The sequence below is a fragment of the Fibrobacter sp. UWH1 genome, assembly GCF_002210365.1.
Taxonomy (GTDB): Bacteria; Fibrobacterota; Fibrobacteria; order Fibrobacterales; family Fibrobacteraceae; genus Fibrobacter.
On record NZ_MWQG01000014.1, the window covers coordinates 21,354 to 34,859 of the forward strand.

The window sequence follows — 13,506 nt, forward strand, 5'->3', positions numbered from 1 at the left end:
AAACGCTTTTTTTTCGGTATGCGCCTGGCTATCACCAAGCATGCAAACCAGGCTGTAAGCCTCCTCGAAGCTGTGAACGTTCCTGCCGAACTCAAGGCTAAGCTCACTTCTCAGGATCAGTCCGACGAAGCCGGCATCCAGGCTCAGCGCGCTAACGTTGCTGAACTGAAGGCTGCTCTCGCTGGTGCAACCGACGAAGCTTCCGTAAGCCTCCGCGACGAATTCGCCGACTACCTGGTCAAGAAGTCCGTATGGATCTTCGGTGGTGATGGTTGGGCATACGACATCGGTTACGGTGGTCTCGACCACGTCATGGCAACCGGTGAAAATGTGAACATCTGCGTCCTCGACACTGAAGTTTACTCCAACACTGGTGGACAGGCTTCCAAGTCCACCAACCGTGGCGCCGTCGCCCTCTTCGCTGCCGCTGGTAAGCGCGCTGGCAAGAAGGACCTCGGTCTTATCGCCATGAGCTACAAGAATGTGTACGTTGGCCGTATCGCCATCGGCGCAAACGACGCTCAGGCTCTGAAGGTTCTCCAGGAAGCAGAAGCTCACAATGGTCCGTCTCTGATCATCTGCTACTGCCCCTGCATCAACCACGGCTTCGATCTCAACAGCCAGCTGGAACACCAGAAGATGGCTGTGGATTCCGGTTACTGGACTCTGCTCCGCTACAACCCGGCTCTCGCTGCCGAAGGCAAGGCTCCCCTTGTTCTCGACTCCAAGGCCCCGACTATCCCGGTTGCAGAATACATCTACACCGAAAACCGCTACAAGCAGCTCACCCGTAACAACCCGGAAGTTGCTAAGAAGCTGGCCGACGACCTCCAGAAGGAAGTGGATGCACGCTTTGCATTCTACACCGCAATGTCCCAGGACACTGAAGGGTTGATCAGCCTTTAGCGACGCAAGGGGCTCCACCCCCTGGACCCCCAAGGGCTTCGCCCGGGTCTAGTCGTTAAAGCAAAAAACGGTCCCGTTCTTTCGAACGGAGACCGTTTTTTATTTTAATTTGGTCTGAATGGCTTGACAAAATTTATGGATATTTATATCTTTGTTTCACCACTGGGGTGGTAGCTCAATTTTGGTTAGAGCACCGGCCTGTCACGCCGGAGGTTGCGAGTTCAAGCCTCGTCTATCCCGCTTAAAAGAACACTTTTCGAAAGAAAGGTGTTCTTTTTTTATCATCAGCCGATGCTGTTTTATTGTTGGACGGCACGTTTTTTTTTTGCATTTTCACGCATTTTTTTGCATTTTCAGCCGCAATTCCCTTGACAACAAAGAAACATATTAGTACATTTGGTGCGTCGGTTGAAAGACCAGACAAACCACTGGGGTGGTAGCTCAATTTTGGTTAGAGCACCGGCCTGTCACGCCGGAGGTTGCGAGTTCAAGCCTCGTCTATCCCGCTTAAAAAGCTTCTCGAAAGAGAAGCTTTTTTTTGTTTTGAAAAGGAACCATTTATTTTACGCTTGCGACATTCAACAACTTCTATCCAAGCTAATCTCTAAAGAACGTAAAGGACTTGCCTTCGATTTTCTTGCTCTGGTAGGTGCAAGTATCCGCCTGCTTGTACAGGTCGTTAAAGTCAAGGCTAGAGTCCTTCCTGAAGAAGGCGGCACCTAGACTGACCGACACCCTATAATCCGGGATTTCGTCGATTTTGATCTTGTCGATTTCATCAAAAAGTCGGCGGATCGCAAGCGTCCCCTGATCTTCCGTAGCCACGCCATTCAGGTAGACTACGAATTCATCGCCGCCAAGCCTAAGCAAGATATCCTCATCGCGGAAAGCGGACTTCATGGCTTCGGCAACGGCAATAATAACCTGGTCTCCCGCCTGGTGTCCGTGGGTATCGTTGACGTACTTGAAATTATCGATATCGAACAGGCAGAGCATGCCGACCTTGTTTTCTAGCAAGGAAAGCTTTACCTTGTTGACGCCACCGGTACGGTTATACAATCCGGTCATCAAATCGGTTTGCGCCTGGGTAATCAGCTTATTCTCTTTATTCTTTTCTTCGTTGATGTTTTCGATAGCGAAAATAATCTGCTCGGGAACAAGATCATCTGACATAGAACCCACGGCCACATAACGGCCGCGACACCAACCAAGACGCTTACCAAAGAATTCGTGAGTAATGGTTCGCTTGCCCTTCATGCTCTGGGCAACGGCGGCAATATTGGCGTAGGGAACAAGAGCTTCAAGGCCATTTTCATCAATGGCGTCCCTCATGGCAATCAGAAGTTGCTTGCCAAAGTTCTCATGACCGTCAAACTCCACCATGTTAGTCTTGTTGATCACGGCGCGGAAGGTTTCGGTCTTTACGTCGATCTGCACAACAGTCTCGTAAATGTCGGCCATAGACTTGATGTAATGAGTCAAACCCTGTTCATCGTTCAGCTCGCCCACCTTACGTTCAAGAACAAAACGTTCGAACTTCATACGGGACATGAAGGAGCCAACAACCAGACCGATGATACCGTAAATCAGCACGTCCACAATATCCAGCACCAGAATTTCGGAAGGCTTATACATAATTGCCAGGGGTACAAAAACCACGTCCAGCAACAACGTACTGATCAGGAACCTGTAAGGGCGATCCGTAAAAATCAGGGCGGTAAGCATCTGCATTACCAAAAGCGAAACCGTAATACGCTCCGGCGAGGTCACAAACGTCAGGTAGAGTCCAAAGGAAAGCAAGAGCCAGTTGAATGCATACATGAGAAAGATGACCATCCGGGGATTCTTCTTGGTTAAATACCGGTTGGCCATAAAAATGAAGAAACAGAGCAACGTGGCCGAAGAATAGGCAACCACATTGTGATTAAGGGAAGCAATTTCAGAAAGCGCAGACAGGGTAAACATGGCGCCGAAAAAGAACATCCCCATCAGGGAATACGCGCCAAGAGACTTCTGGTTACTCCGCGAAACGGAACCCGCGACCTTCGTCAGTTCATCGGGGTCCACTGTCGCATAAAGCAGATAATTTTTCAGCCACTTCAACATACAATAAGAACAGGTTGTAAAACTATGTTAACAATCTATTCTATAATATGGGAGCTGTAGCAAAAAATGCTTCAAATAAGTTTTTTTGAAGCATTTTTCCATTCCAAATTGTAACATAAATCACAAAAAGCGGCTGATTTTAACCATCAAAAGGCGTAAAAGGGAGTTTCGTCCTTGGTGCGGTATTCGTGCTTTTCGTAGTAGCCGATCAGTTCGCCGTTCTCATCGCGAAGGGCGATCATGTAGCCGTCCTTCACCTGCTTCTCGTTAAAGAAGGAATGGACACGGTTGTGGGACTTGTCAGCCTTGAACCAATCCATCACCTTCTGGATCTTTTCCCTGGAATCGGGGCTGTGGCAATCCATGAGGCAACGACCAATAAGGGCGGCTCCCCCACGCTTGGCCTGGGCCACGCAGGCAAAAGGATTCATGTACACAATGGTATGGTTCAGGTCGCACACCACAATGGCGGTGTTGTCCTGATCGATGATAGATTTGAAGAAAGGATTGAGATTAGTCATTTTTCATCCGGGTCTGTAGATTTTCCACAATGGGGGCAGACATCAATATTATACAGTTTCAAATGCAGAAGCCTGTTGCAATGAGGGCAGCGAACCTTCTTGATCATCCACACAGTGGAACCCACAAGGAAACCGGCGGCCAAAGCAAGCAAAACAAAATCCGCATCGGCAATATTGTCCGACACACCCACAGGCTTAAAACCCCTATAAAAAAGGAAAAAGCCAATGAACAAAATGATGTAGCCTATAAGGCGATTAATTTTCGGGTTGTTCATGGAGCTTAATATACTATCAAGTGGCGGAAATTATATAAAATGGGCTCCAAATTTTTCTTTTTTGCAACATTGGAGTCCAGAAAAATACTTTATACAGAATTTACAGTCCATTATTATTGGCATTATGGACTCCAGAACAGCAAATTAGCCTCATTTGGAATCCATAGATTTCAATCAAAGCAAAATTTAAAGCCGCAAACAGTTAATTTATTTATAAAAATAGACTCCAAACAGAGGATTCAACTCTTTTTGGAGCCCACTTTCGCCAAAAAAGGCGAAAATAAAAAAAGCCACCCCGAAAAAACATCGGGAGTGACCTTTTTAGATTCTAGAGCGAAGCTCTGACTATAACCTCAGAGCGACAAAGTCGCGACCTCGCACCTCAGAGGGCGAAGCCCGACCTCATACCTCTTAACAACCGAGCTTTGCAGCCAGGTATGCTTCCAGTTCGTCGATCTTTACCAGTTCCTGCTGCATGGAGTCACGTTCACGGACGGTGACGTAGCCCAGCTTTGCCGGATCGGATTCGCCTTCGCCAACGGTGTCGAAGTCGACGGTGACGCAGAACGGAGTACCCAGTTCGTCCTGACGGCGGTAACGCTTACCGATGGACTGAGTTTCATCGTATTCCACGTTCCAGCGCTGGAGCAGCTGTTCGTAAAGTTCTTCAGCCTTAGCCTTGACCTGACCCTTCTTGACCAGCGGGAGGACAGCAACCTTAACCGGAGCAACCTTCGGGTCGAAGTGGAGAACGGTACGTTCGTCGTTTTCAAGCTTCTGGACTTCGTAAGCGTCGCAGAGGAGAACGAGGAGCAAGCGTTCCACACCCAGGGACGGTTCAACAACGTACGGAACGTAACGCTTATTGTTCACCTGGTCGTTGTATTCCTGCTTGACCTTGGATTCGTTCTGGTGAGCAGTCAAGTCGAAGTTGGTACGGCTTGCGATACCCCACAGTTCGCCCCAACCGAACGGGAATTCGTATTCAACGTCGGTGGTACCGTTGGAGTAGTGGGAAAGTTCTTCCTTGGCATGTTCGCGGAGGCGGAGCTTGGATTCGTTCACGCCCAGGTCCTTGATGAGCCAGTTGAAGCAATACTTGCGCCAGAAGTTGTACCAGTCAAGTTCGGTGCCCGGTTCGCAGAAGAATTCCAGTTCCATCTGTTCGAATTCGCGGGTACGGAAAATGAAGTTACCCGGGGTAATTTCGTTACGGAAAGACTTACCGATCTGACCCACGCCAAACGGAATGCGGGGGCGAACGTTGTCGACGATGTTCTTGAAGTCGACGAAGATACCCTGAGCGGTTTCCGGACGGAGGTAAACCTTGTTGCCTTCGCCTTCGATAACGCCGATTTCGGTCTGGAACATGAGGTTAAATGCGCGGGGCTTGGTGAATTCGGTCTTGCCGCAGCTCGGGCATTCGATCTTGTTTTCCACCATCATTTCGGCAATCTGGTCGAAGTTCTTGCCAGCGCAGCAGCCGTCACCCAGCTTTTCTTCCAGCAGGTGGTCTGCACGGAAACGTTCGTGGCAAGCGAGGCAGTCAACCAGGGGGTCAGAGAAGTTACCCACGTGGCCAGAAGCCTTCCAAACGCGGGGGTTCAAGAGAATGGAGCTATCAAGACCCAGCACATCCTTGCGGCTGGTAACGAACTTCTTCCACCAGAGGTTCTTGATGTTGCGCTTCAGTTCAACACCATACGGACCGTAGTCCCAAGTGTTGGCCAGGCCATCATAAATTTCGGAGCCCGGGAAAATGAAACCGCGGCGCTTGCAGAGGGAGATGATATCTTTGAGGGCGTCTTGAACTTTCTTTGCCATTTTATATATCCTTTTTCGGCCGAACCTGAACTTTGCAGGCATATCCTTTGGCCGGACTAGGAACCTACCTGGATGATAGGCCCTGACGGGGCGAAATATAGTAAATTATGAATTACGAATTATGAGATATGAATTGTTATAATCGCACCAAAGGCGCCTAACTTATTAATCCATATCTCATACCCCATATCTCATACCTCATCCCCCTCTCCCTCCGTGACAATTGACCGTAAAAAAGGTATCTTTACCCCCACTATTATGAAGTTTGGTTCAATTGTCACACTGTTTGCATTGCCTGTCGCCCTATTTGCAGAAAATGGGACTGTAGAGCTTACCGAAGTTGTAGACGACAAGGCTATCCTGGAATCCGAAATCACAGAAGTCACCGAAGCGACAAATCCCTCTTCCGTGGCCTCAACCGAAAAAAAAGTTACCGCAACCATTACCGAAAGTGAATTTTCCGGCAACCCAGCCATTGATTCTACCGATGCAGGTAACGTAGACGCTCCAGCAGCAGCAATTGAAGAAAAGCTTGCCACAACCGAGGCTGTGGAAGCCGCCGACAAGGCAAATACCGACGTAGCCGTAACCGATTCCGAAGCAGAATCCGACAGCTCCGAAACTGACGACGGCAAGGAAATGTCCCAGGAAGAAGCGGACGCCGAACTGGCCGCCGCCATGAGCGACTCCACTTCGAACGACACCGATGGCAAACTGGTTCTTGACATGACCACAGCCATGATTCCCACCGAAAGCCGCCGCATCGCAAGCCCCTATGGCATCCGTACCTACCGTATGCATCGTGGCGTTGACTTGGGCCTCTGCCATGGCGAAGACCGCACCATCGTGGCCGCATTCCCCGGCAAGGTCAAGCTGGTCCGCAACCAGGGTCGCCGTAAAGGTTACGGCAAGTACGTCATCATCGATCACGGCAACGGTCTTACTACCCTTTACGCCCATCTGGCCAGCTGGAAAGTGAAAATCGGCGATGAACTTCAGGCTGGGGACACCGTAGGCATCGGAGGCAATACCGGACGATCCTTTGGCGCCCACCTCCACTTCGAAATGAAGTATAACGGTGTCTATATCGACCCCACCACCGTATTCAATTTCCAGGAAGGCACCTACCTAGCCGCCACCACCGAAATTGACCAGGCCCAGATTCAGGGTGTCGAAGACGAATACCAGAAGGAACTGGCCAAGCACCGCTATTACAAGGTCCGCCGCGGAGACTGTCTGGGTAAAATCGCCCGCCGCTACGGAATTTCTGTGGGTAAGCTGAAGCGCCTAAATGGCCTCAAGAGCAACAACATCCGCCCCGGCCAAGTCCTCCGCTGCTCGTAATATAGACGAGAGAACGCTTCGCTACAGACGAGAGATGAGAGAAGCCGAAATGTTGCCGGTTTATTTCGCACCGCTACAAGGTTTTACTGAGTCCGCCTACAGACGGGCTCATTTTTTGCATGCCGGGCCCAAGGCCGGTGAGTCAGGAATCGCCGCCTATTACACCCCATTTTTGCGCGTCGAGAAAGGTGCCGCCCGAGAAAAAGATCTGCGGGATTTGCAACAGGACCTGGAATTCATCAAAAGCCAGCAGTCAAACATCTGCCATTGCGAAAACGCAGATTACAGTTCAAGCGATGATGAAGCCCCGCATTTTTACAACGTGGTTCCACAAGTCATTTGCAAGGACGCCGCCGAATTCCGCATACTAGTTGATGACATTCAAAAGCTAAAAAAAGATTGCGGTTTTGCAGCAGACGAAGTCTTCCCTCAGATTGATATCAATATGGGATGTCCCTTCCCCATGCAGGCGAAATCGGGCCGCGGTTCAGGCATCCTCCCGCGAGTGGATGCTGTCAGGGAAATCCTTCAGGAGGTCGCCCGCCGTTCTGGACAGCAGACCGATGCAGCTCTCACGTTCAGCATCAAGATGCGTCTGGGCTACACCTCCCCCGACGAATGTCTAGCCCTGCTGCCGCTGTTGAACGAGGCTCCCCTTGCCCACATCACCATGCACCCGCGAACAGGCATCCAGCAGTACAAGGGTGCGCTGGACTTCGCAGCATTCGAAGCCTTCTATTCCCAGTGCCGCCACCCTGTCATATTCAACGGCGATGTCACCAGCCTCTCAGACATTCAGGCTATTGAACGCCGCTTCCCGAACCTCAAGGGAATCATGATCGGTCGCGGGCTCCTGGCCAATCCAGCACTCGCCGTGCAATTTCAAGCGCAGTCCCCTGCGCAGTCCCAAACGAGCCTTCTTTCTGCGCTCCTAAAAATCCACGATTCCATTCTGGATAACTACCGCAAGCGCCTCCAGAACGACGCCCAAATCCTGGACAAACTTCGCCCCTTCTGGACCTACGCCGTTTTGGAAAAACGCATCATAAAGAAAATCGCCAAGGCCCGAAACCTCAGCGATTACCTAAATGCAGTGGACGATTTGCGCGGTATTATCTAAGAACTTGCGAGGAACCTAAGGCAGATTGTACTGTACGTTCAATCCCCAGCCACCACCACTCGCGTATTAAAAGAAACTCCATAAAGATAATTAGAATAGTCATTGACAAACAGCAACACACCTGCCGGAGCAATTTCAGCCATCACGTTGAACAAGGTCAAGGACTAATTCCTCCGGGATGGTAAACTTCAATAAAATTGTTCCAGGGGATTATATGTAGTTGAAGCACGAACACCCAAGAATCGTTCTTGACCATTTTCTCCATAATGGTAATACTCAATACCCGTGCTATGCAGCAGATACATATTGTACACATAGATACCAAGAGAATTCATCTCAGTCGTCACTCTTACAAGTCCAACATTAGAACGTCCATCAACAGTGTAAGTCCCATCAGCACTTATTCTGTAGGTTTTGACCACACGTTGAAACAAGCTACCCTGAATGTGTACAGCGTAACAGTCTAGATGTCCGACCACATCACATCACCAGGCATATACTCATTCACTTCTTCTCTATAATTCATCAGTTTTCTGCGAATCCCTTACAATCTTATCGTAAGCCTTAAAGATGGCTGCGTGACTCAACACGCCTATTACATCACCATTCTTATTCTTGACACACAGCTCATTCATAGACGTTCGTACAAAAATCTTCAATGCCGAATGCAAGTCCATGGATTCATTCAGCATCGGAGCTTTTACTGTACAGTCAGAAATCAGCAAGTGCTGAATCAAGTCCGGCGAACTGATATAGGCATTCTTCACGATGGACATGTCCAACAATCCTATGTACGTTCCCGAATGATCATGAGGCTTGGACAATCCTGTCGGAGTCTTGGAAGTTCCTTCGTAGACAGGATAGACGTAATCCACCTCGATGTCCTTCAAAACATCAAACAGGGAATCCTCTGCACGGAGGGTCTTCATTTCGCAATGTTCAATCACATCACCAACGGTGGTAATTCGTAAAACATCCTGATCCATGTCGCCACGATGAGCCGGCGAGGCAAACTTGTTCACCACCTGACTTTTATAAATGCTCCAACCTCGAGAGAACGAGATGTGCATAACAGCCGCAATCAAAAGCCCAGGCAGCAAACTATAACTACCAGTCATTTCGCAGACCATAACCACACCGGCAATGGGCGCCTTGGCGGCCCCCGCAAAAAAGGCAGCCATACCTACCAGAATAAACATCTCAGGTTCGCGGATTGCACCCGGAGCCACCAGTTCCAAGATGCCCGCAAACATGGCACCCAGAACTCCACCAATAAACAGCGAAGGGCCGAACACGCCGCCGGATCCGCCAGAACCCACCGTAAGCCCCGTAGCCAAGATTTTTGCCAGCACAATGCCCAGCAACAGCATCACACCCCATACGGTATGGGGCAACATAGCTCCCATGACCTCGCCAATAAATTCAAATCCGCCACCGGCTACTTCGGGGTAAGCCAGCACCAGCAGCGAAATCATGAGGCCGCCAATAGCGGGTTTTGTCCAGTTGGGAATCTGCCAGCGTGCAAAACGGGTTTCAGACTCGTTGTAGCAACGAACATACAAATAAGAAAAGGGGAAACAGAGAATGCCCAACAGGGCACAAGCTAAAAGTTCAACGCCGTTGGTAAAGGGGAAAATCGGAACACCCGCAATAGCCGGGGCAGTTCCTACAAAGGCAATGTAGATTGTAAAAGCCACCACCGACGAAACGATGGATGTGGCAAAGGCGTTGGATTCAAAATCTTCTCGATAAAGCACTTCTACCGAAGTTAAAGCGCCTGCCAGCGGAGCCTTAAAAATTGCACCGAGACCTGCAGCCGTTCCCGCCAAGGTGAACTGACGACGCAATGTCTGGGGCATGTTAAAACCATGACAAACAGTGGAGGCGATTCCGGAACCGATTTGTGAAATAGGGCCTTCATAACCAGCGCTGCCACCCGTCGCCAAGGTAATAATGCTGGTCAGGAATTTTATCGGAGCCACACGCTTGCGGATCTTGCCCCCCTCGTGATGGAAGGACTTGATCATGTTATCGGTACCCTGGCCGGCCGTTTCGGGAGCCTTGGCGATTGCGTAAATAATGACACCCACAATGAGGCCGCCAACCGCAGGCATTACGGCAAAAGTCCACCAGGGCAAGGCATTCTCACCGGTCCAAGGTTTACGCACCAGTGCGCTGGCAAACTCAAGGCCAAAATGAAAGGCAACAGCCACCACACCAGTCACAAAGCCAATAAACGCAGCCAAGAAAATCTTCGGCATATAGCCGTTGACCACCAGGAACCTGTTAAATCTTTTCAAGAACTGCGACATTACTTAGCCAAAAATAGAAAAAAGAACCCCATGCAGAATCTGCACGAGGTTCTTAATAAAGCCTCAAAGGCCAAGGGCCGACCTCATACCTCAAGCGAGTGTACGAGCGTACCTCATACCTTTTTTAGCTCACCAGCATCATCGAGAACACCATGATGAACAAGGCAACGGTTTCACCCACGCCAAGCACCATCAAGCTGTTCACAAGACCCTTGCCGGTTTCACCCAAGCCATTACAGGCGTTGGAGGCGGCCTTGCCTACGTACCAGCCGGAGAACATAATGCCCAGTCCACCGAAGATACCCACGCCCAGGCAAGCAGCCCAGTTATGGAAATCCGGCTTGTTGGCTGCATTCAGGATGGTATTCATCAGAAGCATGCCATAAATCGTCTGCGCAATAGGTGCGCCCACGAAAACAAGCAAGGTGAACATAGCGTTCTTCCCCTTAAGGTAGGCCTTTTTCCACGAACCGATCGCCGCCATGCCGGCAGTACTGCAACCCATTGCAGAGCCGACAGCGGAAAGACCGAGAGCCGCGGCGGCGCCCATCTTGCCGAGAGTCACTATTGTTTCTTGATCCATATTCAATTCCTTATAGGAGTGAGGACGCGAACTACGTTCGCTTTGAGGTCGGCGCAATAGCGCCTAGAGGAATGAGGTCTTTTCAATTAAATCAAGGCGTTTGATATTATCCATTAGCCTCTAGTGCCTAAGGCACGACCTCATACCCCAACGCCTTACAAAAGTAAGGCGTCCTCATACCTACTAAGCGAAGGTCTGGGTTGCGAACACCATGACGAACAGAGCAACGGTTTCGACCACACCGAGAACCATCAGGTAGTTCACCATGCCCTTGCCGGTTTCGCCCAGAGCGTCACAAGCAACAGCACCAGCCTTACCCTGGAACCATGCGGAAGCCATCATGCCGAGGCCGCCGAAGATACCGGCACCGAGGCAAGCAGCCCAGTTGTTGAAGTTTTCTGCATTTGCAGCACCCAGGATGAAGTTCATCAGGAGCATGCCGTAAATGGTCTGGGAAATGGGAGCACCCACAAACACAAGGAGAGTGAAGAGAGCACTCTTGCCCTGAGCGTAAGCCTTCTTCCATACGGTGATTGCAGACATACCAGCGGTACCGCAACCAAGAGCAGAACCGAGAGCACCGAGGCCGAGAGCTGCTGCTGCACCCATCTTGCCGAGAGTTACCATGGTTTCGTGATCTAACATATTTTTATCCTCTACTTGTTGTTATTAAACGTTTTTCCGTTTCTTGAACGGGTTAAAGCCAAAACCGCTCCACTGCAGGTCAAGGCCGTTAGAAAATTCTAGGGTGTTCAAACGCACTGCGTGAACCGCCACACCCATGACGGCAAGTGCAATGTTCAGGGCATGAACAAAGAGTAGCACAATGGCTGCACCAAGGAGACCGCCAACAGAACCGAACATGGGCGAAAGCATTTCGCTGAAGGATTCTGCGATGGCAGCACCGGAAAGGCCCACTGCGAACAGACGGATGTAGCTAATCACATCCACGAAGTTGTTCACGATGTTCAAGGCGAGCATGGGGATAGAAATCCATTCTTCCTTGAGCTTGGAAGGGGGCACAGAGAACAGCACCAGAAGTACTACGCCAGCGATGAGCACGTAGATCATCGGAGCCGAAGTAGGACCGCTGAAGAAGTTTCTGAACACTTCCGGGACCTTTTCGCCCAGCACCATGTTTCCTGCCAGGAAGAACATGTACCAGGTGGAGAACAGCCAGCCAACCTGAGCCAGAGCTGTAGTACTCTTACGCTGGATCTGGACAACCACATTCCAAACGTGTGCAATAGTCAGATGGACCACTGCAATGCAGAAGCAGAAGAACTGCATGTTGGAAGACTGACGGATCCAATGCATGGCATTCTTCAGGCCTTCAGGGCAGAAGGATGCATTAGCCAAATCAAGATTTGCAACCCAGGGAGCAATTTCCGGAGTCAAACCAAGATAGCTTGCATTCATGATGCCCCAAACGATGGTAGCACCACTCATAAGGTACATAAAGCTAAAGCCTGCACTCTTGGATTTCGGAGCCTTCTTGCGGGCAACGATAGTGAGTGCCAGGAACAGAGCTCCGTAGAAGGCATCACCAACGATGATAGCAAAGAACAGGCTGAAGAAAGCCAGGAACACTGCGGAAACGTCGATTTCCTTGTAGCCCGGAACGATACCGATAATATCGTACAGGAACTGCATGGGTTTCGCAATGGGCTTGTGAGTCAAAAGTGTGGGCACCATGTCGTCGTCGGAAGGATCTTCTTCACGGACGCCCCAGCCATTAGCCTTTGCGGCTTCCTGAATTTCACCCATGCGATTTGCAGGAGCGAAACCCTGGATCATGGCGATGCTTGCACCAGCCAGCATTCCGCTAGAAGCTTCCTGAAGGTCGTATTCTTCATCGGCGTCAACCAATGCGGAATCGATTTCGGAGCGCTTGGCGGCCAGGCCTTCCAGAGTCTTGTCGGCCTTTGCAAGTTCTGCATTGGCGGCTTCCAACTTCTGGCGCATTTCGGCCAAGGACATAGACGGCAGAGGAAGTTCAACGGCATCCTTTACGGCTGCAGGAGCTTCACCCTTGTTTATTACGGCAAAGAGATTTCCAGTAAGGCTCTGACCGAAGGGCAACACAACGGCGCCGTCATCAGCAGAAATAGTCTTGCTGGGATCAACTTCATAGAGTTTTACGAAAACACCGCTCTCTTCCAGAGACTTAACAGTCTGCGGGTCCAGATTGCCGAAGTTGTTCAGACGATTCAGGTCGTTATGGAGCTTGGAGATTTCGTCCGTAGCGTCCTTCTTGACCTGCACCATCTGATGCACGGCTTCGACTGCGGGCTGAGAAGCAACAGATGCGTCAAGAGCGACGGCATCCTTCCCTGCCTTGGCGGGGATTGCCTCGAGAGCCTTGCGGATTCGCATGACCTTGGACTTGGCGGCATTCAGCTTTACGCCCGTGGGATTTACCAGCGGGGTTACATGAAGGACGCCCATCTCGCGGAGCTTTTCAAGAGAAGCCTCGCGTTCCTTGTCCAGGCAGAGAATGGTTACTTTCTTCATA

General features: G+C 50.4%; 12 protein-coding genes and 2 tRNA genes. 7 read left to right on the plus strand and 7 right to left on the minus strand.

What is annotated here, in order from left to right:
- Window positions 1-18: 18 nt before the first annotated feature.
- The 3 genes from B7992_RS08080 to B7992_RS08090 all read left to right on the plus strand — a co-directional run bounded on the left by B7992_RS08080 (window position 19) and on the right by B7992_RS08090 (window position 1,412).
- Complete coding sequence (locus B7992_RS08080) at window positions 19-906, plus strand: thiamine pyrophosphate-dependent enzyme (RefSeq protein WP_254917654.1); 888 nt, start codon at window positions 19-21, stop codon at window positions 904-906.
- 164 nt (window positions 907-1,070) lie between these two features.
- Window positions 1,071-1,146 (plus strand) — tRNA-Asp (locus tag B7992_RS08085).
- 190 nt (window positions 1,147-1,336) lie between these two features.
- A tRNA-Asp gene (locus B7992_RS08090) sits at window positions 1,337-1,412 on the plus strand.
- Window positions 1,413-1,503: 91 nt separating this feature from the next.
- On the opposite strand, the gene B7992_RS08095 is transcribed toward B7992_RS08090, so the two are convergent.
- Window positions 1,504-3,012, minus strand: coding sequence for a GGDEF domain-containing protein (locus B7992_RS08095; protein WP_088666001.1), 1,509 nt, complete (start codon window positions 3,010-3,012; stop codon window positions 1,504-1,506).
- Between the two features lie 146 nt (window positions 3,013-3,158).
- Window positions 3,159-3,533: a PAS domain-containing protein gene (locus B7992_RS08100; RefSeq protein ID WP_073159242.1), complete on the minus strand. Its 375-nt coding sequence runs from the start codon at window positions 3,531-3,533 to the stop codon at window positions 3,159-3,161.
- Between the two features lie 62 nt (window positions 3,534-3,595).
- Here B7992_RS08100 and B7992_RS16640 point away from each other — a divergent pair, with 62 nt between their 5' ends.
- Window positions 3,596-3,817, plus strand: coding sequence for a hypothetical protein (locus B7992_RS16640; protein ID WP_176421887.1), 222 nt, complete (start codon window positions 3,596-3,598; stop codon window positions 3,815-3,817).
- Window positions 3,818-4,219: 402 nt separating this feature from the next.
- On the opposite strand, the gene B7992_RS08115 is transcribed toward B7992_RS16640, so the two are convergent.
- A complete protein-coding gene (locus tag B7992_RS08115) occupies window positions 4,220-5,632 on the minus strand; it encodes a glycine--tRNA ligase (RefSeq protein ID WP_073284325.1) in 1,413 nt (470 codons plus the stop codon).
- Between the two features lie 258 nt (window positions 5,633-5,890).
- Here B7992_RS08115 and B7992_RS08120 point away from each other — a divergent pair, with 258 nt between their 5' ends.
- The 3 genes from B7992_RS08120 to B7992_RS16335 all read left to right on the plus strand — a co-directional run bounded on the left by B7992_RS08120 (window position 5,891) and on the right by B7992_RS16335 (window position 8,563).
- A complete protein-coding gene (locus tag B7992_RS08120) occupies window positions 5,891-6,976 on the plus strand; it encodes a peptidoglycan DD-metalloendopeptidase family protein (protein WP_088658484.1) in 1,086 nt (361 codons plus the stop codon).
- Between the two features lie 34 nt (window positions 6,977-7,010).
- Window positions 7,011-8,096: a tRNA-dihydrouridine synthase family protein gene (locus B7992_RS08125; protein ID WP_176421888.1), complete on the plus strand. Its 1,086-nt coding sequence runs from the start codon at window positions 7,011-7,013 to the stop codon at window positions 8,094-8,096.
- A 290-nt stretch (window positions 8,097-8,386) separates the two neighbouring features.
- A complete protein-coding gene (locus tag B7992_RS16335; RefSeq protein WP_176421889.1) occupies window positions 8,387-8,563 on the plus strand; it encodes a hypothetical protein in 177 nt (58 codons plus the stop codon).
- 48 nt (window positions 8,564-8,611) lie between these two features.
- Here the strand turns inward: B7992_RS16335 and B7992_RS08130 are convergent, their stop codons facing one another.
- The 4 genes from B7992_RS08130 to B7992_RS08145 all read right to left on the minus strand — a co-directional run bounded on the left by B7992_RS08130 (window position 8,612) and on the right by B7992_RS08145 (window position 13,505).
- Window positions 8,612-10,408, minus strand: coding sequence for a chloride channel protein (locus tag B7992_RS08130; RefSeq protein WP_088666005.1), 1,797 nt, complete (start codon window positions 10,406-10,408; stop codon window positions 8,612-8,614).
- A gap of 124 nt (window positions 10,409-10,532) precedes the next feature.
- On the minus strand, window positions 10,533-10,991 hold the full coding sequence (locus tag B7992_RS08135; RefSeq protein WP_073159250.1) for a V-type ATP synthase subunit K: 459 nt from the start codon (window positions 10,989-10,991) through the stop codon (window positions 10,533-10,535).
- Window positions 10,992-11,174: 183 nt separating this feature from the next.
- Window positions 11,175-11,636 carry a V-type ATP synthase subunit K gene (locus B7992_RS08140; RefSeq protein WP_233488164.1) on the minus strand — a complete coding sequence of 154 codons (462 nt, stop codon included), beginning with the start codon at window positions 11,634-11,636 and terminating at the stop codon, window positions 11,175-11,177.
- Between the two features lie 24 nt (window positions 11,637-11,660).
- Window positions 11,661-13,505 carry a V-type ATP synthase subunit I gene (locus B7992_RS08145; RefSeq protein WP_254917655.1) on the minus strand — a complete coding sequence of 615 codons (1,845 nt, stop codon included), beginning with the start codon at window positions 13,503-13,505 and terminating at the stop codon, window positions 11,661-11,663.
- Between the last annotated feature and the right edge of the window lies 1 nt (window position 13,506).

Excerpts from the sequence above, each read along its gene's own strand:
- B7992_RS08100 (WP_073159242.1), bottom strand. The coding sequence starts at position 3,533 with ATGACTAATCTCAATCCTTTCTTCAAATCTATCATCGATCAGGACAAC.
- B7992_RS08140 (WP_233488164.1), bottom strand. The coding sequence starts at position 11,636 with ATGTTAGATCACGAAACCATGGTAACTCTCGGCAAGATGGGTGCAGCA.
- B7992_RS08130 (WP_088666005.1), bottom strand. The coding sequence starts at position 10,408 with ATGTCGCAGTTCTTGAAAAGATTTAACAGGTTCCTGGTGGTCAACGGC.
- B7992_RS16335 (WP_176421889.1), top strand. The coding sequence starts at position 8,387 with ATGCAGCAGATACATATTGTACACATAGATACCAAGAGAATTCATCTC.
- B7992_RS08095 (WP_088666001.1), bottom strand. The coding sequence starts at position 3,012 with ATGTTGAAGTGGCTGAAAAATTATCTGCTTTATGCGACAGTGGACCCC.
- B7992_RS16640 (WP_176421887.1), top strand. The coding sequence starts at position 3,596 with ATGCAGAAGCCTGTTGCAATGAGGGCAGCGAACCTTCTTGATCATCCA.
- B7992_RS08115 (WP_073284325.1), bottom strand. The coding sequence starts at position 5,632 with ATGGCAAAGAAAGTTCAAGACGCCCTCAAAGATATCATCTCCCTCTGC.
- B7992_RS08080 (WP_254917654.1), top strand. The coding sequence starts at position 19 with ATGCGCCTGGCTATCACCAAGCATGCAAACCAGGCTGTAAGCCTCCTC.
- B7992_RS08120 (WP_088658484.1), top strand. The coding sequence starts at position 5,891 with ATGAAGTTTGGTTCAATTGTCACACTGTTTGCATTGCCTGTCGCCCTA.
- B7992_RS08145 (WP_254917655.1), bottom strand. The coding sequence starts at position 13,505 with ATGAAGAAAGTAACCATTCTCTGCCTGGACAAGGAACGCGAGGCTTCT.
- B7992_RS08135 (WP_073159250.1), bottom strand. The coding sequence starts at position 10,991 with ATGGATCAAGAAACAATAGTGACTCTCGGCAAGATGGGCGCCGCCGCG.
- B7992_RS08125 (WP_176421888.1), top strand. The coding sequence starts at position 7,011 with ATGAGAGAAGCCGAAATGTTGCCGGTTTATTTCGCACCGCTACAAGGT.